This window comes from Pseudomonas sp. MF08817, assembly GCF_059862705.1.
This window is the reverse complement of sequence record NZ_JCBCUY010000022.1, coordinates 60,519-79,957: the sequence shown is the minus strand read 5'-3', so window position 1 is coordinate 79,957 and position 19,439 is coordinate 60,519. Positions and strand designations below refer to the sequence as shown.

The 19,439-nt window shown below is 63.5% G+C and carries 18 protein-coding genes; 14 read left to right on the top strand and 4 right to left on the bottom strand.

Annotated elements, in window-relative coordinates; genetic code table 11:
• Positions 1-102: 102 nt before the first annotated feature.
• The 4 genes from AC19YR_RS15245 (at position 103) to AC19YR_RS15230 (ending at position 5,784) form a co-directional block, all read left to right on the top strand.
• Entirely contained in the window at positions 103-1,266 is a 1,164-nt protein-coding gene (locus AC19YR_RS15245; RefSeq protein WP_500599086.1) for an isovaleryl-CoA dehydrogenase, read from the top strand.
• Positions 1,267-1,367: 101 nt separating this feature from the next.
• Positions 1,368-2,972, top strand: a complete 1,605-nt coding sequence (locus AC19YR_RS15240; protein ID WP_500599085.1) for a carboxyl transferase domain-containing protein — start codon at positions 1,368-1,370, stop codon at positions 2,970-2,972.
• Between the two features lie 56 nt (positions 2,973-3,028).
• Positions 3,029-3,844: a gamma-carboxygeranoyl-CoA hydratase gene (locus AC19YR_RS15235; protein WP_500599084.1), complete on the top strand. Its 816-nt coding sequence runs from the start codon at positions 3,029-3,031 to the stop codon at positions 3,842-3,844.
• Positions 3,844-5,784 (top strand): acetyl/propionyl/methylcrotonyl-CoA carboxylase subunit alpha, encoded by a 1,941-nt coding sequence (locus AC19YR_RS15230; protein WP_500599082.1) that lies wholly within the window; start codon positions 3,844-3,846, stop codon positions 5,782-5,784. Before AC19YR_RS15235 ends, AC19YR_RS15230 begins: the two co-directional genes overlap by 1 nt.
• Before the next feature lie 45 nt (positions 5,785-5,829).
• On the opposite strand, the gene AC19YR_RS15225 is transcribed toward AC19YR_RS15230, so the two are convergent.
• Positions 5,830-6,498, bottom strand: coding sequence for a LexA family protein (locus AC19YR_RS15225; RefSeq protein WP_095110004.1), 669 nt, complete (start codon positions 6,496-6,498; stop codon positions 5,830-5,832).
• A gap of 129 nt (positions 6,499-6,627) precedes the next feature.
• On the opposite strand from AC19YR_RS15225, the gene AC19YR_RS15220 reads away from it, so the two are divergent.
• Complete coding sequence (locus AC19YR_RS15220) at positions 6,628-6,984, top strand: DUF6124 family protein (RefSeq protein WP_095110005.1); 357 nt, start codon at positions 6,628-6,630, stop codon at positions 6,982-6,984.
• A gap of 510 nt (positions 6,985-7,494) precedes the next feature.
• Positions 7,495-8,646: a M14 family metallopeptidase gene (locus AC19YR_RS15215; RefSeq protein ID WP_500599081.1), complete on the top strand. Its 1,152-nt coding sequence runs from the start codon at positions 7,495-7,497 to the stop codon at positions 8,644-8,646.
• A gap of 6 nt (positions 8,647-8,652) precedes the next feature.
• Here the strand turns inward: AC19YR_RS15215 and AC19YR_RS15210 are convergent, their stop codons facing one another.
• Positions 8,653-10,086 carry an FAD/NAD(P)-binding protein gene (locus AC19YR_RS15210; protein WP_500599079.1) on the bottom strand — a complete coding sequence of 478 codons (1,434 nt, stop codon included), beginning with the start codon at positions 10,084-10,086 and terminating at the stop codon, positions 8,653-8,655.
• Between the two features lie 375 nt (positions 10,087-10,461).
• Here AC19YR_RS15210 and AC19YR_RS15205 point away from each other — a divergent pair, with 375 nt between their 5' ends.
• Positions 10,462-10,896: a hypothetical protein gene (locus AC19YR_RS15205; protein WP_095110008.1), complete on the top strand. Its 435-nt coding sequence runs from the start codon at positions 10,462-10,464 to the stop codon at positions 10,894-10,896.
• 158 nt (positions 10,897-11,054) lie between these two features.
• Here the strand turns inward: AC19YR_RS15205 and AC19YR_RS15200 are convergent, their stop codons facing one another.
• On the bottom strand, positions 11,055-11,618 hold the full coding sequence (locus tag AC19YR_RS15200; protein WP_095110009.1) for a helix-turn-helix domain-containing protein: 564 nt from the start codon (positions 11,616-11,618) through the stop codon (positions 11,055-11,057).
• A gap of 15 nt (positions 11,619-11,633) precedes the next feature.
• On the opposite strand from AC19YR_RS15200, the gene AC19YR_RS15195 reads away from it, so the two are divergent.
• The 7 genes from AC19YR_RS15195 (at position 11,634) to AC19YR_RS15165 (ending at position 18,957) form a co-directional block, all read left to right on the top strand.
• Entirely contained in the window at positions 11,634-12,647 is a 1,014-nt protein-coding gene (locus AC19YR_RS15195; protein ID WP_176465139.1) for a DMT family transporter, read from the top strand.
• Between the two features lie 240 nt (positions 12,648-12,887).
• A complete protein-coding gene (locus AC19YR_RS15190; protein ID WP_095110011.1) occupies positions 12,888-15,806 on the top strand; it encodes a monovalent cation/H+ antiporter subunit A in 2,919 nt (972 codons plus the stop codon).
• Complete coding sequence (locus AC19YR_RS15185; RefSeq protein WP_005789164.1) at positions 15,806-16,150, top strand: Na+/H+ antiporter subunit C; 345 nt, start codon at positions 15,806-15,808, stop codon at positions 16,148-16,150. The genes AC19YR_RS15190 and AC19YR_RS15185 overlap by 1 nt, the downstream gene beginning before the upstream one ends.
• A complete protein-coding gene (locus tag AC19YR_RS15180) occupies positions 16,147-17,832 on the top strand; it encodes a monovalent cation/H+ antiporter subunit D (protein ID WP_095110012.1) in 1,686 nt (561 codons plus the stop codon). Before AC19YR_RS15185 ends, AC19YR_RS15180 begins: the two co-directional genes overlap by 4 nt.
• Entirely contained in the window at positions 17,829-18,317 is a 489-nt protein-coding gene (locus AC19YR_RS15175; RefSeq protein ID WP_095110013.1) for a Na+/H+ antiporter subunit E, read from the top strand. Before AC19YR_RS15180 ends, AC19YR_RS15175 begins: the two co-directional genes overlap by 4 nt.
• Entirely contained in the window at positions 18,314-18,592 is a 279-nt protein-coding gene (locus AC19YR_RS15170) for a K+/H+ antiporter subunit F (RefSeq protein ID WP_095110015.1), read from the top strand. Before AC19YR_RS15175 ends, AC19YR_RS15170 begins: the two co-directional genes overlap by 4 nt.
• Entirely contained in the window at positions 18,589-18,957 is a 369-nt protein-coding gene (locus AC19YR_RS15165) for a Na+/H+ antiporter subunit G (RefSeq protein WP_500599074.1), read from the top strand. Before AC19YR_RS15170 ends, AC19YR_RS15165 begins: the two co-directional genes overlap by 4 nt.
• Here the strand turns inward: AC19YR_RS15165 and AC19YR_RS15160 are convergent.
• Complete coding sequence (locus AC19YR_RS15160; RefSeq protein WP_095110017.1) at positions 18,954-19,388, bottom strand: DUF3995 domain-containing protein; 435 nt, start codon at positions 19,386-19,388, stop codon at positions 18,954-18,956. The two genes, AC19YR_RS15165 and AC19YR_RS15160, sit on opposite strands and share 4 nt — an antisense overlap.
• Positions 19,389-19,439 lie beyond the last annotated feature (51 nt).

The window sequence follows — 19,439 nt, the reverse complement described above, 5'->3', positions numbered from 1 at the left end:
CAGCCGTCGATTGACAGCCTGCGGACGCAGGTTTACGTTAACGTAAAGGTGAGAGCGAGTCCCGCGCCCTTCCCGCCCGACAAAAACATCAAAAGGTGACCCATGAGCTACCCCTCCCTGAATTTCGCCCTGGGCGAAACCCTCGACATGCTGCGCGATCAGGTCCAGTCCTTCGTTGCCAAAGAAATCGCCCCGCGTGCGGCGCAGATCGACATCGACAACCTGTTCCCCGCCGACCTGTGGCGCAAGTTCGGGGACATGGGCCTGCTGGGCATCACCGTGCCTGAGGAATACGGCGGCGCGGGCCTGGGCTACCTGGCCCACGTGGTGGCCATGGAAGAAATCAGCCGCGGTTCGGCCTCGGTCGCGCTGTCCTACGGCGCCCACTCCAACCTGTGCGTAAACCAGATCAACCGCAACGGCACCCACGAACAGAAAGCCAAGTACCTGCCCAAGCTCATCAGCGGCGAGCACGTCGGCGCCCTGGCCATGAGCGAGCCCAACGCCGGCTCCGACGTGGTGTCGATGAAGCTGCGCGCCGACAAACGCGGCGACCACTACGTGCTCAACGGCAGCAAGACCTGGATCACCAATGGCCCCGACGCCAACACCTACGTGATCTACGCCAAGACCGACCTGGACAAGGGCGCCCACGGCATCACCGCGTTCATCGTCGAGCGCGACTGGAAGGGCTTTAGCCGCAGCAACAAGTTCGACAAGCTCGGCATGCGCGGTTCCAACACCTGCGAGCTGTTCTTCGATGACGTGCCCGTGCCCGAGGAAAACATCCTCGGCGTGCTCAATGGCGGCGTGAAAGTGCTGATGAGCGGCCTGGACTACGAGCGCGTGGTGCTCTCCGGCGGCCCCACCGGCATCATGCAGGCCTGCATGGACCTGATCGTTCCCTACATCCACGACCGCAAGCAGTTCGGCCAGAGCATCGGCGAATTCCAGCTGATCCAAGGCAAAGTCGCCGACATGTACACCCAGCTCAACGCCAGCCGCGCCTACCTGTACGCAGTGGCCCAGGCCTGCGAGCGCGGCGAGACCACGCGCAAGGACGCCGCCGGGGTGATCCTCTACAGCGCCGAGCGCGCCACCCAAATGGCCCTGGACGCCATCCAGATCCTGGGCGGCAACGGCTACATCAACGAATTCCCCGCCGGGCGCCTGCTGCGCGACGCCAAGCTCTACGAAATCGGCGCCGGCACCAGCGAAATCCGCCGCATGCTCATCGGGCGCGAACTCTTCAACGAAACGAAATAAGGGCAGCGGCAAGGGGTGAGCGACAAGCTGCAAGCCACCCGCAGCAGCCCTACGCTCTTGCCGCCTAAAGCTTGCCGCTTGCCGCTACGACGGAGTCATCCATGCATTTGCATTCCCAGCTCAATCCCCGTTCGGCGGATTTCGCCGCCAACAGCGCGGCCATGCTTGAACAGGTCGCAGCCCTGCGCACACTGCTTGAGTCGATCCGCCAAGGCGGCGGCGCCAAGGCCCAGGAGCGCCACACCTCGCGGGGCAAACTGTTGCCCCGCGAACGCATCAATCGCCTGCTCGACCCCGGTTCGCCCTTCTTGGAGCTGAGCCAACTGGCGGCCCATGAGGTGTACGGCGAAGACGTGCCAGCAGCGGGCGTGATCGCCGGCATCGGCCGTGTCGAAGGCGTCGAGTGCATGATCGTGGCCAACGACGCCACGGTGAAGGGCGGGTCCTACTACCCGCTGACAGTGAAAAAACACCTGCGCGCCCAGACCATCGCCCAGCAGAATCGCCTGCCGTGCATTTACCTGGTGGACTCCGGCGGCGCCAACCTGCCGCGCCAGGACGAAGTCTTTCCCGACCGCGAACACTTCGGGCGGATCTTCTTCAACCAAGCCAACATGAGCGCCCAGGGCATCCCGCAGATCGCCGTGGTCATGGGCTCCTGCACCGCGGGCGGCGCCTATGTGCCGGCCATGGCCGACGAAGCCATCATGGTGCGCGAGCAGGCGACGATCTTTCTCGCCGGCCCGCCGCTGGTCAAAGCCGCCACCGGCGAGGTGGTGAGCGCCGAGGATTTGGGCGGTGCCGACGTGCATTGCCGCATTTCCGGGGTGGCCGACCACTACGCGCAAAACGACGAACATGCCCTGGCCCTGGCCCGGCGCAGCGTCGCCAACCTTAACTGGCGCAAATTGGGCCAGGTGCAGCAACGCACGCCCATCGCGCCGCTGTACGCCAGCGATGAGTTGTACGGCGTGGTGCCGGCGGACGCCAAGCAGCCTTTCGACGTGCGCGAAGTGATCGCACGCCTGGTGGACGGCTCGGTGTTCGATGAATTCAAGGCCTTGTTCGGCACCACCCTGGTGTGCGGCTTCGCCCACCTGCACGGTTACCCCATCGCGATCCTGGGCAACAACGGCATCCTCTTCGCCGAGGCCGCGCAAAAAGGCGCGCACTTCATCGAACTGGCCTGCCAGCGCGGCATCCCGTTGCTGTTTTTGCAGAACATCACCGGCTTCATGGTTGGCCAGAAGTACGAGGCCGGCGGCATCGCCAAGCACGGCGCCAAACTGGTGACAGCCGTGGCCTGCGCCCAGGTGCCCAAGTTCACCGTCATCATCGGCGGCAGTTTTGGCGCCGGGAACTACGGGATGTGCGGGCGCGCCTACGACCCGCGCTTTTTGTGGATGTGGCCCAACGCGCGCATCGGCGTGATGGGCGCCGAACAAGCCGCCGGCGTGCTGGTGCAGGTCAAGCGCGAACAGGCCGAGCGTAGCGGCCAGGCGTTCAGCGCCGCCCAGGAACACGAGATCAAACAACCGATCCTCGACCAGTACGAACACCAGGGGCACCCGTACTACTCCAGCGCCCGCCTGTGGGACGACGGCGTCATCGACCCCGCGCAAACCCGCGACGTGCTGGGCCTGGCCCTATCCGCCGCGCTGAACGCGCCTATCGAACCGAGCCGCTTTGGCGTGTTCCGGATGTGATCGCTCCCGTGGCAGGCGCCAGCGCGCGGCCACCAGCACCGTGGAGACAGACAACGATGAACAGCTTCAACACCCTGCAACTGAGCCGCGACCCGCGCGGCTTTGCCACCCTGTGGCTGAACCGCGAGCAGAAAAACAACGCCTTCAACGCCGAAATGATCCGCGAACTGATCCTGGCCCTAGACCAGGTGCAAACCGACCCCAGCCTGCGCTTTTTGCTGCTGCGCGGGCGCGGCAAGCACTTCAGCGCCGGCGCCGACCTGGCCTGGATGCAGCAATCGGCCGAACTGGACTACAACACCAACCTGGACGACGCCCGGGAACTGGCGGAGCTGATGTACAACCTGGCCAAGCTGAAAATCCCCACCCTGGCGGTGGTTCAGGGCGCGGCGTTCGGCGGCGCGCTGGGCCTTATCAGTTGCTGCGACATGGCCATCGGTGCCGACGACGCGCAGTTCTGTCTTTCCGAAGTACGCATCGGCCTGGCCCCGGCGGTCATCAGCCCCTTCGTGGTGCAGGCCATCGGCGAACGTGCGGCGCGGCGCTATGCCCTCACCGCCGAGCGCTTCGACGGCCAGCGTGCGCGGGAAATCGGCCTGCTGTCCGACAGCTACCCGGCCACGGAGCTGGAGCAACGGGTCGAGCAATGGGTCGCCAACCTGCTGCTCAACAGCCCCGCCGCCATGCGGGCGAGCAAAGACCTGCTGCGTGAAGTGGGCAGCGGCGCCTCCACACCGGCCCTGCGCCGCTACTGCGAAAACGCCATCGCCCGTATCCGCGTCAGCCCCGAGGGCCAGGAAGGCCTGCGCGCCTTCCTGCAAAAACGCACGCCCAGCTGGCAAACCGACACCACCGCCCAGGAGCCCCGTTGATGAGCGCCCCCCGTATCACCACCGTGCTGGTGGCCAACCGCGGCGAAATCGCCTGCCGGGTCATGCGTACCGCCAAGGCCATGGGCCTGACCACCGTGGCCGTGCACAGCGCCACCGACCGCCAGGCGCGACACAGCCGCGAAGCGGACATTTGCGTCGACCTGGGCGGCAGCAAGGCCGCCGACAGCTACCTGCAAATCGACAAACTGATCGCCGCCGCACAGGCCAGCGGCGCCCAGGCGATTCACCCCGGCTACGGCTTTCTCTCGGAAAACGCCGGGTTCGCCCGCGCCATCGAGGCCGCCGGGTTGATCTTCCTCGGCCCGCCCGCCTGCGCCATCGACGCCATGGGCAGCAAGTCCGCGGCCAAGGCCCTGATGGAAACCGCGGGCGTGCCCCTGGTGCCCGGCTACCACGGCGCCGAGCAAGACCTGGAAACCTTCCGCCTCGCCTGCGAGCGCATCGGCTACCCGGTGCTGCTCAAGGCCACGGCGGGCGGCGGCGGCAAAGGCATGAAAGTGGTCGAGCACGCCGGCGAACTGGCCCAAGCCCTGGCCTCGGCGCAGCGCGAAGCACTGTCGTCGTTCGGCGACTCGCGCATGCTGGTGGAAAAGTACCTGCTCAAACCGCGCCACGTGGAAATCCAGGTGTTCGCCGACCAGCACGGCCACTGCCTGTACCTCAACGAGCGCGACTGCTCGATCCAGCGTCGCCACCAGAAAGTCGTCGAGGAAGCCCCGGCCCCCGGCCTGAGCCCAGCCCAGCGCCAGGCCATGGGCGAATCCGCCGTGCGCGCCGCACAAGCCATCGGCTACGTGGGCGCGGGCACCGTGGAATTTTTGCTCGATGCCCGCGGCGAATTCTTCTTTATGGAGATGAACACTCGCTTGCAGGTCGAACACCCGGTCACCGAAGCCATCACCGGCCTGGACCTGGTAGCGTGGCAGATCCGCGTCGCCCAGGGCGAGGCGCTGCCCATGACCCAGGCCCAAGTGCCCCTGCACGGCCATGCCATCGAAGTGCGGCTGTACGCCGAAGACCCCGGCCACGACTTTCTTCCGGCCGCCGGGCGCCTGGCGCTGTACCGCGAATCCGCGCCGGGCCCGGGGCGGCGCGTGGACAGCGGCGTGGCACAGGGCGATGTGATTTCACCGTTCTACGACCCCATGCTGGGCAAGCTCATCGCCTGGGGCGAAAACCGCGAACAGGCGCGCCTGCGCTTGCTGGCCATGCTCGATGAGTTCGCCATCGGCGGGCTGAAAACCAATATCGGCTTTTTGCGGCGCATCATCGCCCACCCGGCCTTCGCCGAGGCGCAGCTGGACACCGGGTTCATCCCGCGCCACCAGGCGCAACTGCTGCCAGCACCAGGCGAACTCAGCGACGAGTTCTGGGAAGCCGCCGCCCAGGCATTTATCCAGAGCCAACCGGCCCTTCAGCGTGACGATGAGCGCGATTCGCCCTGGGCGGCCACCACCGGCCTGCGCTTGGGCCTGGCGGCCCAAACCAGCCTGCACCTGAGCTGCGAGGAACAGGACCGCGCCGTCAACCTCGCGCCGCACGGCGCCGAACTGCACGGCGAATACCTGCACCGCACCCAGCAGGGCGTGCGCCGCCAGCACCGGGCCATCCGCCAGGGCGACAGCCTGTACCTGCACTGGGGCGGCGAACTCCACTGCATCAAAGCCTACGACCCCATTGCTGCCGCCGACGCCAGCCACAGCCAACAGGGCGGGCTGACGGCCCCAATGAACGGCAGCATCGTGCGGGTGCTGGTGGAAGTCGGCCAACAGGTAGAAGCCGGGGCGCAACTGGTGGTGCTCGAAGCGATGAAAATGGAACACAGCATCCGCGCGCCCGAGGCCGGTGTGGTCAAGGCGTTGTTCTGTGCTGAAGGGGAAATGGTCAGCGAAGGCAGTGCGCTGGTGGAGCTGGAGTGACCGCGAAAAACCACGGCCCGGTGTCAGGCACCGGGCCGTGGGCTGTCAGAATTTGGCAGTGGCCTGCATGACGACGCCGATGATCCGGCATTCTTCGCTGTACAGCGCCTTGGGGTACGTCGGGTTGAGCGGCACCAGGTAACGCTGGCCGCCCTCCTCGATCAACTTGCGGAAGGTCGCCTCAGCGCTGCCCGGCCAACGGGCGATCACCAGTTTGCCCGGCACCGCCTCCACCGCCGGGTCCACCAGAATCAACATGCCCTCGGCAACGCTCAAACCGCTGGGGGCGGTCATGGCATCGCCAATGACCCGTAGCCAGAACGCCGCGCCCTGGGCGTGGTAATCGGTCAATTCATAACGATTGGGGTTGTACGCCCCGGGTGGGGATTCGCGCGTCTGGCAAGGGTCTTTCCAGTCGCTCACCGGGTAGCGGAAGTACGGGTTGTACTTTTCTGCCAGGGTCAAACCGTAGGCCTCGTCTTCGCCATCCAGCGTCTGTTGTGTGGCTGGCTCGCGGATCACCAGCGCCACTTCGAGAAACCCCAGGCCCAGTTCCTCAAGCACGCGGTTCATGTCGGTGATTTTCGGCTCGCGACGTTTGTTGAGCCAATGGCCCACGCCGCCTTGGGACATGCCCAGGCGTTCTGCGAGTTTCTCTTGAGTGATTTTAAGCTCACTCATTTTGGCCTTGACCAATTCGATCCATTTATCCATGGCCGGAACAATACTTTGTGTACTCGGGCCCTCAATACACATATTGTAGTATTTAATTTTTCGGAACAAATACGTGATGTACTAACTTTACCGGTGACTCATTTCAATACGTACCGGAGTACCCGCCCCATGACAATACCCAACGACGACCCACTGGACATGGACCTACGCCCCGTCGCCGCGTCCTATAAAGACTGCACCGCCGCCCAGCGCGCCCTGGATTATTACTTGAAACCAACTGTTTCAGTGGGTAGCGCCGACGCGCCGGCCCTCGAGGATTCGCTGTTCGAGGTCAAGGCTGGCATCAGCGGCGAAGAAGCGATGATCCACGCCTCGGACCTGCTGCGCTGTGCCGCGGCCGCAGCCTACGAATCGGCAGGCAGCCTCAACGGCACGCCCAGGGACCTGGCGTTCTCGGTGGTCTACATGATTGATCTGGCCAAGGCCATGGTCGACAGGTCCCTGAACGGGAACCGGACCGCATGAACAGCACGCGCAATCAGCGTGAGGTCCCAAGTGTGCGGGGGTAGCGAGAAGGCGCCAGAAAATAATTTCGGCAAAGCACAGAAAGTCATTTGACTTTCAAATGATAATGATTATTATTGCAGCAACTGATCGCGAGATCAGTGATAGACCAAGTGACCTTAGGTCGGTCGCCTGGGCTATCTCCTCATCAGGCTAATCACGGTTTTTGACCCGGCTCTTTGGCCGGGTCTTTTTTTTGCCAGTTTTCTGGCTTGCGCTTCAGGCTAATGAAGACGGTGGGCAGTGGTCACTGCCTCTGAATGGCCGCGATGATAGCAAAAGAATATCGCGTTGCAAGGCTGCGGCGGCATGTATCCCTATTTAGCACTTGAGAATCAATCGCATAAACCCTAAGCTTGCCCAGCGTCAAGGATGACGCCCCCTTCCCCATTTCCCTGATCTACCCCCCTGTTTTTCCCGGCCCCGGGTGTAAAGTAGCCGCCACAACAATCATATTCAGGGACCCAGACTATGACCGTGGCGCACCGCAGTTTTCAGATCACCGACGCTTTCGACAGCGGCAATATCAAGGTGCTGGACACCAGCAACCCACTCCAAGTACTGCTGGAGATCAAGCCCGACACCCACAGCCCGCACTTTCAATGGTTCCACTTCAAGGTCAGCGGCCTGCATGTGGGCCAGGAGCATTGGTTTCGTCTGGGCAACGCCAGCAAGTCCTTCTTCAACAAGGCGTGGGACGGCTATCAGGCAGTGGCGTCCTACGATCACGTCAACTGGTTCCGCGTACCCACCATCTTCGAAGGCGACACCCTGCGCTTCAGCCTCGAGGCCGAGCACACCCACGCCTGGTTCGCCTACTTCGAGCCCTACAGCCGTGCCCGCCACGACTGGTTGATCGACCACGCCCTGACCAAAGCCGGCACCGAACTGCTGGCCACCGGCAAAAGCGTCGAGGGCCGCGACATCCCGTTGCTACGTAAGGGCAGCGGCGCCGAAGGCCGGCGCAAGGTCTGGATCATTGCCCAACAACACCCCGGCGAGCACATGGCCGAATGGTTCATGGAAGGCGTGATCGAGCGCCTGTGCCGTCACGACGACACCATCCTGGAAAAACTCCTGGCCGGCGCCGACCTGTACCTGGTGCCGAACATGAACCCTGACGGCGCCTTCCACGGCCATTTGCGCACCAACGCCAAGGGCCAGGACCTCAATCGGGCGTGGCAGAACGCCAGCGAAGAACTGAGCCCGGAAGTGTTCTTCGTCCAGCAGCAAATGAAGCTGCATGGTGTTGACCTGTTCCTCGACATCCACGGCGACGAGGAAATCCCCTACGTGTTCACCGCCGGTTGCGAAGGCAACCCCGGCTACACACCACGCATCGAAGCCCTGGAAAAGCATTTTCGCGAGCACCTCAAAGGCCTCACCAAAGACTTCCAGAGCAAACACGGCTACACCCGCGACCTGCCCGGCCAGGCCAACATGACCCTGGCGTGCAACAGCGTTGGCCAGGCCTATGACTGCCTGTCCCTGACCCTGGAAATGCCGTTCAAGGACAACAACGATGCGCCGAACCCAATCACCGGTTGGTCAGGCAAGCGTTCGATGCAACTGGGCAAAGACGTGTTGAGCACCGTGGCCGCGCTGGTGGGCACCCTGCGCTAAGGCGCATCAACGGCGATGGGCCAAGCGTTCTGCCAGGGCCTTGGCCTGAATCGCCACATCCGTCACCGCCGTGCTTTCCCACCACATACCTCGCAGAGGCGGGCCCAGGGCGAACAAGCACCGGGCCACCTGGCCCTGGGCGTCGATCAGCGCACCGCCCGGGTCGGCAGCGATCCCCAGCGCCAGAGGGCCAGGCTGGATCAGGCCGCTGGCCAGCAATTGCTGGGGCAGCGGCTTGGCCACCCGGCGCCAGTCGTATTCAATGCCGCTGGAGTTAATCAGCGCTGCCCCGCACACCACTTCGCTCTGGGCCTGGCCGCGGCGGCGCAGGCGGATGCACACCTGGCCCGATGGCGCGGGCTCCAGGCCCTGGAAGGACGCGGCGTGGATGCGCAGTCGCCCTTGCTGATGCAAGCGTGCCACCAGGGCCGCACTCAGCGGTGGCGAACGGTGGTGATGGCTTTCCCACCAGGGCCGCACATGGCGCACGAATTGGCGGCGCTGGGCATCACTGGCCTGGCTCCACAGGCGCGGGATATGGCTGCGCACCGTGTCCAACGGCGCTTGCCAGTCCACCCCCTGCTGTTGGGCCGCGCGGCATTGGCGACGCAGTTCGCGCAGCAGTTGACGGGGGCTGCGCAGGCTTAGGTCCTGGGCGAGGAAGTCCACCCAGGCCGGGGGCTGACGGCGCACATGGGGCAACAGGCCATGACGGGAAAACACCTCGATGGGCCCGCGGTGCCCGGCTTGCTCCAGCGACACCAGCGCATCGACCATGGTCAACCCGGAGCCGATTATCAGCACCGGCGCCTGGGGGGCCAGGCGCGCCATGGCGGCCACGTCCCATGGGTCGAGGGCCGTCGCGTTGACACCAGTGGCGTGAATTTGGGGCGTGTGGGCCGCGGCAAACATGCCGGTGGCCAACACCGCCACATTCCCCTGTAAGCACTGGCCATCTGCCAGTTGCACCTGCACACCTGGGCCATCGGGGCTTACCCGCACCGCTTCGCCACGGATGTGCTCGACGCTGGAGCCCTGAGGCTCGCCCACAGCTTGCGCCTCGGCCAAACGCTGCTGCACGTACAAACCGAAAAGGCCCCGGGGCGGGAACAACTCGCTGACCGACACCCGTTGCTCATGGGCCTCGGGCCAGCCGCCGACGTCGATGAACTCGCTCAGCCATTGGCTCAGGTCATCGGCGTTGTCCGGGTCAACGCTCATGCGCGCCGCGTTGCCGTTAAGGGTGTGGCCCAACTCCACCGCGCTATAGGCCTCGCCCCGCTCTAGTTCGGCGCGGGGTTCGATAACCCGCACCCGCCGGCGCCCCGGCAGGCGCATCAACTGCGCCGCCAGCAGGGTACCGCTCAGGCCGCCGCCGACAATCAGGATATCTGTGTGCCCTGCCCGATCGCTCATGCCGTTCTCTCTGTGGTTATCCATTGCGCCCACCCTCTTGGCGTGAATCATAAACCGGGGCGCGCATCTTAATTTCACAAGCAGTACTAAAGGCCAGTATTGCACCGCCACCTGCGTCTATAAAAAACAAGGGCGGGGTTGTTATTCGCCCTGAACTAAACAGGCCATGGGCCCCGTTTTAATGGGGTTATACGGGTAACAGGCTTGTATTGATTCGGACGAATAGAGGCACAAATCCTCCAGTCTTCCGACGAAAAAACCTACTATCATCATCATTTCCTACACAAAAAACACGACAACCTTACAAGTCATGAAAATGTTGCCGACATTAATTTATTTTTCGCCTGAGTACAGTTCCGCCGCTGCAAATACGGAACACAACAACTCTGGAGCTTTACAATGAAAAAACTGTGGATGCCCGCACTGGTTGTCGCTGCACTTATCACCACCAGTGGTTGCACAAGTCATAACATCAATCAACCAACGGCTCCCCTAGTTGGCCAAGTAGATGCCAAGTTGAAGGCCGATGTTAAAGTCGGCGAAAAAATCACTGGCCAGTCCTCCACCAACATCCTGTTCGGATGGCTGCAAGTGGGCGGCGACAGCCAGTTCGCCGATGGCGTTGGCTACGGTGGCAGCAGCGGCTCGGGTTTCAGCCTGCTGGACCCAGTGGCGTCGGCCAAAGCCGCAGCGGCTTACAAGGCTGTAAAAAGCTCCGGTTCGGACCTGATTGTTGCACCGCGTTATGAAGTCAATGTCGCCGACTACTTCATCTTCAAGAAAGTGGACGTGACCGTTACCGGCAACAAAGGCACCATCAATAACATTCGCTGAAACGCGTAATGCTTTGGTTCTCCAGAAATAACACCCGGTGTTTCCCCAGGCATCGGCAGCTCCTTCAAGTAGCGCTCACTCCCACTCTTGATAAGGGGCTGCTTTAGGTGTTGTTTCTGGACTTCCACACTAGCGAGGCCTGGCCTCGCTAGTGCTTTTTAGATCACCACATTTCGCACAAACCGCACCGGCCCAGGCCCGTCATTGCGATAAGCATGGGGTTGATGGCTGGCAAACATATAGAACTCTCCCGTACCAATCCGCTGGTCGCCCCCGGTCAACTCCAGGGTCAGGCACCCCTCAAACACATAGAACTGCTCGCTCCAGCCAACGGCATCCGGTTGCGAGGGATAGCGCTCGCCCGCCTCCAGGCGCCATTCCCACAGTTCCACTTCCCGCGTGGCGCTGGCCTTGGACAGCAGTACCGCTTTACTACCGGCAATTTCGCCGACCCAGGCCAACTCATCGATGCGGCTCGGGTCGCGGGCATCAGGGGCTTGGATCAGGTCGCTGAACACCACGTCCAACGCCTCGGCGACCCGGTCCAGGGTGGTCAGGCTGACATTCTTTTCGCCGGCCTCAATGGCCACCAGCATGCGCCGGCTCACCCCGGACTTTTCCGACAGCGCACTCTGGCTGAGCCGGGCGGCATGGCGCAGGCGCCGTACGTTCTGGCTGACATGTTGTAGGACCGAAGTACGGGGGGCGGTTTCTTTGTGCACTATATTGCTCACCAAATGGCGTTGGGCAGTATACTGCCCAACATTTCGCGCATTGTGCGTCTCACTCCAGGTGTGTGCAAGGTCATGACATCAGCGAAACCCTCGTCTTCCTCTCCTCTGTTCTCGCGGTTCAGCAAAGCCGAGTGCGTACTGGTGTTTATCACCATGATTTGGGGCGGCACCTTTTTACTGGTGCAACATGCGATGACGGTCAGCGGCCCGATGTTTTTTGTCGGCCTACGCTTTGCCGCCGCCGCTGTCATCGTCGCGCTGTTCTCGGCCCGCAGCCTGCGCGGGCTGACGTTTTTTGAGTTGCGCGCCGGAGCCTTTATCGGCGTGTCGATCATGCTCGGCTACGGCTTGCAAACCGTGGGCCTGCAAACCATCCCCAGCAGCCAATCGGCGTTCATCACGGCGCTCTATGTGCCTTTTGTGCCGCTGCTGCAATGGTTGGTGCTGGGGCGCCGCCCTGGGTTGATGCCGAGCATTGGCATCATGCTGGCCTTTACCGGGTTGATGCTGTTATCGGGGCCAGCAGGCGCTTCGTTGAATTTCAGCAGCGGCGAAATTGTCACCCTTATCAGCGCCGTGGCGATTGCTGCGGAAATCATCCTCATCAGCACCTATGCCGGGCAAGTGGATGTGCGCCGGGTCACCTTGGTGCAACTGGCCACTGCCTCGGTGCTGGCCTTTGTGATGATTGTGCCCACCGGCGAGGCGATTCCGTCGTTTTCCTGGCTGCTCCTGGCCAGCGCCGTGGGCCTGGGCGCGGCGAGTGCGGCGATCCAGGTGGCAATGAACTGGGCGCAGAAGAGCGTTTCACCCACTCGGGCCACCCTGATTTACGCCGGTGAACCGGTGTGGGCCGGCATCGCCGGGCGCCTGGCGGGGGAGCGCTTGCCTGCCATCGCCCTGTTCGGCGCGGCACTGATCGTGGTCGCGGTGATCGTCAGCGAACTCAAAACCAAGGGCCAACGCAACACCCCGCCCGGACCGCAAGAAACCCTGGAAAACGAATTGCAGCCCTGACTCCTGTAGCAAGCGGGGCTCGCCCGCGCTCAGGCGCGTAGCGACCGTAAATAGGCCACGCGGCCACTCTATTAGGGCTGCTGCGCAACCCAGCGCGGGCAAGCCCCCTTGCTACTGGGTTGGAGCAACATGGAATCGGTTTTTTCCATACACTCTGTAGGATTCTGCCACAGCTTGGCGGTTGGTGATCTGGGGCACGGCACGTATGATCCTTCGCAAACTTCCGCAGATTAGAAGCCTATGTCCCTGATAGTTCTACTGCTTCTGCCCTTTATAGGCAGCTGTCTAGCGGCCCTGCTGCCGCACAACGCACGCAACACCGAATCCCTGTTGGCCGGCCTCGTTGCCCTGGCCGGCACTATTCAAGTCGCCCTGCTCTACCCGCAAATCGCCGATGGCGGCGTGATCCGTGAGGAATTTTTCTGGTTGCCCAGCCTGGGGCTGAATTTTGTCCTGCGCATGGACGGTTTCGCCTGGCTGTTTTCCTTGCTGGTGTTGGGCATCGGCACCTTGGTGTCGTTGTATGCGCGCTACTACATGTCACCGGACGACCCGGTGCCGCGTTTCTTCGCGTTTTTTCTGGCGTTCATGGGCGCCATGTTGGGCCTGGTGATTTCCGGCAACCTAATCCAGATCGTATTTTTCTGGGAACTGACCAGCCTGTTTTCGTTCCTGTTAATCGGCTATTGGCACCACCGTTCCGACGCCCGCCGCGGTGCCTATATGGCGCTGATGGTGACGGGCGCGGGCGGTTTATGCCTGTTGGCGGGGGTAATGCTGCTCGGCCATGTCGTAGGCAGCTATGACCTGGACAAGGTCTTGGCGGCCGGTGATCTGATCCGCGCCCATGCCCTCTACCCCGTTTTACTGCCCCTGATCCTGATCGGTGCGCTGAGCAAGAGCGCGCAGTTTCCCTTCCATTTCTGGCTGCCCCACGCCATGGCCGCGCCGACGCCGGTGTCGGCTTACTTGCATTCGGCAACCATGGTCAAGGCCGGTGTGTTCCTGCTGGCGCGGCTGTGGCCCGCGCTGTCGGGCAGTGAGCAATGGTTCTACATCGTCAGCGGCGCCGGCGCCTGCACCCTGTTGCTGGGTGCCTACTGCGCGATGTTCCAGAACGACCTCAAGGGCCTGCTGGCCTATTCCACCATCAGCCACCTGGGGCTGATTACCCTGCTGCTAGGCCTCAACAGCCCGCTGGCGGCGGTGGCGGCGGTGTTCCACATTCTCAACCACGCCACGTTCAAGGCCTCGCTGTTCATGGCCGCCGGGATCATCGACCACGAAAGCGGCACCCGGGACATCCGCAAGCTCAGCGGCCTGATAAAACTGATTCCATTCACCGCCACCCTGGCCATGGTGGCCAGTGCCTCGATGGCTGGCGTGCCGCTGCTCAACGGTTTCCTGTCTAAGGAGATGTTCTTCGCCGAGACGGTGTTCATCTCCGCCACCGCGTGGGTGGAAACCGCGCTGCCGGTGATCGCGACCATTGCCGGTACGTTCAGCGTCGCCTATTCCCTGCGCTTCACCGTGGACGTGTTCTTCGGCCCGCCTGCCACCGACCTGCCCCATACACCCCACGAACCGCCGCGTTGGATGCGTGCGCCGGTGGAGTTGCTGGTGTTTACCTGCCTGTTGGTGGGGATTTTTCCGGCACAAATGGTCGGTTCGCTGCTGGCCGCTGCGGCACTGCCGGTGGTGGGCGGCACCTTGCCCCAGTACAGCCTGGCCATCTGGCACGGCTGGAACGCGCCGATGATTATGAGCCTGATCGCCATGACCGGCGGCATCGTGCTGTACCTGGTGCTGCGCAATCAGTTGCGCCACGGCCGCTTCGCCCATGCGCCGCTTATCAACCGTTTTAACGGCAAGCGCCTGTTCGAGCGTGGCCTGGTCATCATGATGCGTTGGGCCCGGCGCCTGGAGCGCTTCATCAGCACCCGGCGCTTGCAGACCCAGTTGTTTTGGCTGGTGCTGGCGGCGGTGCTGGCCGGCCTGATCCCCATGCTCCACAGTTCCCTGAGCTGGGGCGACCGGCCGAAGATCCCCGGTTCCATCGTGTTCGTCACCCTCTGGCTGCTGGCTATCGCCTGCGCCCTCGGCGCCGCGTGGCAGGCCAAGTACCACCGGCTCGCGGCCCTGACCATGGTCAGCGTCTGCGGCCTGATGACCTGCGTGACCTTCGTCTGGTTCTCCGCGCCAGACCTGGCCCTGACCCAGTTGGTGGTTGAGGTGGTGACCACGGTGCTGATCCTGCTGGGCCTGCGCTGGTTGCCACGGCGCATCGAAGAGGTCTCGCCATTGCCCAGCAGCCTGCGCAAGGCACGGATGCGGCGCCTGCGCGATTTGCTGCTGTCCACAGTGGTCGGCGGCGGCATGGCGTTGTTGTCCTACGCGATGCTGACGCGCCAGACCCCCAACGACATTTCCTCTTTCTACCTCAGCCGCGCCCTGCCTGAAGGCGGCGGCAGCAATGTGGTGAATGTGATGCTGGTGGATTTCCGGGGTTTCGACACTCTGGGCGAAATCACCGTGCTGGCCGCCGTGGCGCTTACCGTCTACGCCCTGCTGCGCCGCTTCCGCCCACCCAAGGAGAGCATGCAGCTCCCCGCCCAGCAGCGCCTACTGGCGCCGGACGTGGTCACCGACCTGGTCAACCCACGCCAGGCCAGCGACACCGCGCTGGGCTTCATGATGGTGCCGGCGGTGCTGGTACGCCTGCTGCTGCCGATTGCCCTGGTGGTGTCGTTCTACCTGTTCATGCGCGGGCACAACCAACCTGGCGGTGGTTTTGTCGCCGGGCTGGTGATGTCGGTGGCGTTCATCCTGCAGTACATGGTCGCCGGCACGCAGTGGGTCGAGGCGCAGATGAGCCTGCGCCCCATGCGCTGGATGGGCACCGGGCTGCTGTTCGCCAGCGTCACGGGGTTGGGCGCCATGGCGGCGGGCTATCCGTTCCTGACCACCCACACCTGGCACTTTGCACTGCCGCTTTTGGGGGATATCCATATCGCCAGCGCGCTGTTCTTCGATGTGGGCGTGTACGCGGTGGTGGTCGGCTCCACCCTGTTGATTCTCACTGCCCTGGCGCACCAATCGGTGCGTGGCCACAAGCCTGGCACCCCATCCAAACCCGTCCTCGCGCCTGGAGCCGCCTAATGGAAGAAGTCATTGCAATTGCCATTGGGGTGCTCGCCGCGTCCGGCGTCTGGCTGGTGCTACGGCCACGGACGTTCCAAGTGGTGATGGGCCTGTGCCTGCTGTCTTATGGGGTCAACCTGTTCATTTTCAGCATGGGCAGCCTGTTTATCGGCAAGGAGCCGATCATCAAGGACGGCGTGCCGCAGGATTTGCTCAACTACACCGACCCGTTGCCCCAGGCCCTGGTGCTTACGGCCATCGTCATCAGTTTCGCCATGACCGCCCTGTTCCTGGTGGTCTTGCTGGCCTCCCGGGGCTTGACCGGCACCGACCATGTCGATGGCCGGGAGCCTAAAGAATGAACGGGATGACCCACCTGATCGCTGCGCCCATCCTGTTGCCGCTGCTCACCGCCGCGTTGATGCTGATGCTGGGCGAGAAGCGGCGCCCGCTCAAGGCGCGCCTGAACCTGTTCTCCAGCATTCTGGGGCTGGGTATCTCCATCGCCCTGCTGCAATGGACGATGCGCACCGAGGTGCCCGGCGCCATCGGCGTCTACCTGCCGGGCAACTGGCAAGTGCCCTTCGGCATCGTGCTGGTGGTCGATCGTCTGTCGGCACTGATGCTGGTGCTGACCGGGATCATCGGCGTGTGCGCCCTGCTGTTTGCGATGGCGCGCTGGGACCGTGCCGGTTCGAGCTTCCACGCCTTGTTCCAGATCCAGTTGATGGGTCTGTATGGCGCGTTCCTCACGGCGGATCTGTTCAACCTGTTCGTGTTCTTCGAGGTACTGTTGGCCGCCTCCTACGGCTTGATGCTCCACGGCTCTGGGCGCCCGCGGGTGTCGGCGGGCCTGCACTACATCTCGATCAACCTGCTGGCCTCTTCGCTGTTTCTGATTGGCGCGGCGCTGATTTATGGGGTGACCGGCACCCTGAACATGGCCGACCTGGCGCTGAAGATTCCCCTGGTGCCCGAGGCCGATCGCGGCCTGCTGCACGCCGGTGCGGGAATCCTGGCCGTGGCGTTTCTGGCCAAGGCCGGGATGTGGCCGCTGAATTTCTGGCTGGTGCCGGCCTACTCCGCCGCCAGCGCACCGGTGGCGGCAATGTTCGCGATCATGACCAAGGTTGGCGTGTACACCTTGCTGCGCCTGTGGACCTTGCTGTTTTCCGGGCAGGCCGGCGCCTCGGCGTACTTTGGCGGCGATTGGCTGATCTACGGGGGTATGGCCACCATTGTCTGCGCCGCCCTGGCGATTCTCGCCGCCCAGCGCCTGGAGCGCATGGCCAGCCTGAGCATCCTCGTCTCCGCCGGGATCCTGCTGTGCGCCGTCGGTTTCGCCCAGCCCAGCCTGGTTGCAGCGGCGCTGTTCTACCTGGTCAGCTCGACCCTGGCCTTGAGCGCACTGTTCTTGCTGGCCGAGTTGATCGAGCGCTGCCGTTCGGTCCATGAATCGGCATTGGAAGACGAGGCCGAAGCCCTGCCGCGCATCCCGGCATCGGCGCAACCGATCAAGGGCACCAACCTCGATGACGATCAAAAAGCCGTAGTCGGCCAGGTAATCCCCTGGACCATGGCGTTCCTGGGCCTGAGCTTCATCGCCTGCGCGCTGCTGATTATCGGCATGCCGCCACTGTCGGGGTTTATCGGCAAGCTGAGCCTGATGAGCGCCCTGCTCAACCCCATGGGCCTGGGCGCCGACAGCGACGCGCCGATCCCGGGCGCGGCCTGGGGCCTGCTGGCGCTGCTGATTCTCTCGGGGTTGGCGTCGTTGATCGCCTTCTCGCGCCTGGGCATCCAGCGCTTCTGGACCCCCGAAGAACGCCCCTCGCCGTTGCTGCATCGCCTGGAGTGCGTGCCCATCATCTTGCTGGTGGGCCTGAGCATCGGTATGACCTTCAAGGCCGAGCCGCTGCTGCGCTACACCCAGGCCGCCGCGCAGAGCCTGAATAACCCCGAGCAATACGTGATGGCCGTGCTCGGCACCCGGGCAGTTCCCAGCCCCGAAGCCCGTGCCGCAGGCGCGCAGGTGCAACCATGAAACGTCTGTTCCCGGCTCCCTGGCTGTCCCTGGCGCTCTGGCTGTTGTGGCTGGTGCTGAACCTGTCCTTGAGCGCTGGCAATCTGCTGCTCGGCGCGCTCCTGGGGCTTGTCGCGCCCTTGATGATGCGGCCGTTGCGGCCGCTGCCAATCCGCATCCGCCGCCCCGGTGTGATCCTGCGCCTGGTCCTGCGGGTGGGCCAGGATGTGCTGGTGTCCAACTTGTTGGTGGCGTGGGGCGTGCTCAGGGCCGGGCGCTGCCCGCCGCGCTCGCGCTTTGTCAAAGTGCCGCTGCAACTGCGCGACGCCAATGGCTTGGCCGCGCTGTCGATGATTACCACGGTAGTGCCCGGCACGGTGTGGTCGGAACTGGCCCTGGACCGCAGCGTATTGCTGCTGCACGTGTTCGACCTGGATGACGAAGCGCGGTTTATCCAGCATTTCAAGGCGGCCTATGAGCGGCCATTGATGGAGATCTTTGAATGAGCCCCCTGCTCGCCAACGCGATACTCGTGAGCCTGTTCATTTTTTCCCTGGCCATGGTCCTGACCCTGGTGCGCCTGTTCCAGGGCCCCTCGGCCCAGGACCGGGTTCTGGCGCTGGACTACCTGTACATCATCGCCATGCTGATGATGCTGGTGCTGGGCATCCGCTACGCCAGTGACACCTACTTCGAGGCCGCGCTGCTGATCGCCCTGCTGGGTTTTGTCGGCTCGTTTGCCTTGGCCAAGTTCCTGCTGCGCGGCGAGGTGATCGAATGAGCAGCGTCAGCCAATTGTCGATCTGGATCGAACTACCGGTGGGCATCCTCTTGGTGCTCAGCAGCCTGTTCACCCTGGCAGGCGCCTGGGGCATGGTGCGCATGAAGGACTTCTTCCAGCGCATGCACCCGCCGGCCCTGGCCTCCACACTCGGGGCGTGGACCGTGGCGCTGGCCTCGATCCTCTACTTTTCGGCGCTCAAGGAGGGCCCCGTGCTGCATGCCTGGCTGATCCCGATCCTGCTGTCGATCACCATGCCGGTGACCACCCTGCTGCTGGCCCGGGCGGGTCTGTTCCGCAAGCGCATGGCCGGCGACGATGTGCCGGCGGAAATCAGCAGCCGCCGCACCGATGGCGGCAATTAACCCCAGGCCACTGCCAACAAGCCCAGGCCCAGCAACACGCACAGCGGCGAGTAGGCCCAGGTATCGCGGCGGGCAAAGGTGGAACCGCGGATACGCTTGAAAAAACCCACGGCCTTGAAATCGCCAATGGCCCGCAGGAACATCCCCAGGGCCACCGCACTGAGAAACCACTGCAAGGCCCCATGGGTGATGGCCGGCAAGCCCAGGCCGGCGCGCAGGCACACCAGGGTGGCAATCACCCACAGCACCACCGCCACCTTGAACGTGCCCGCAGGCGTGGGCACGAATGCCGGGCGCATTTCCCCGGTTTTGCCCGGCACCTTGGGCACCGCCGCATCACACCCCGCCTTGCCGCCCAGCGACCAATAGACGTGAACCAGGCTGAGCACGGCGAACACCGCCGCCAACGTGTAGGCAATCAAAAGCGTCATGAACCGTCTTCCTTGCGATCAAGAGGAAGCAAAGCATGCCTGCGCGCGGGG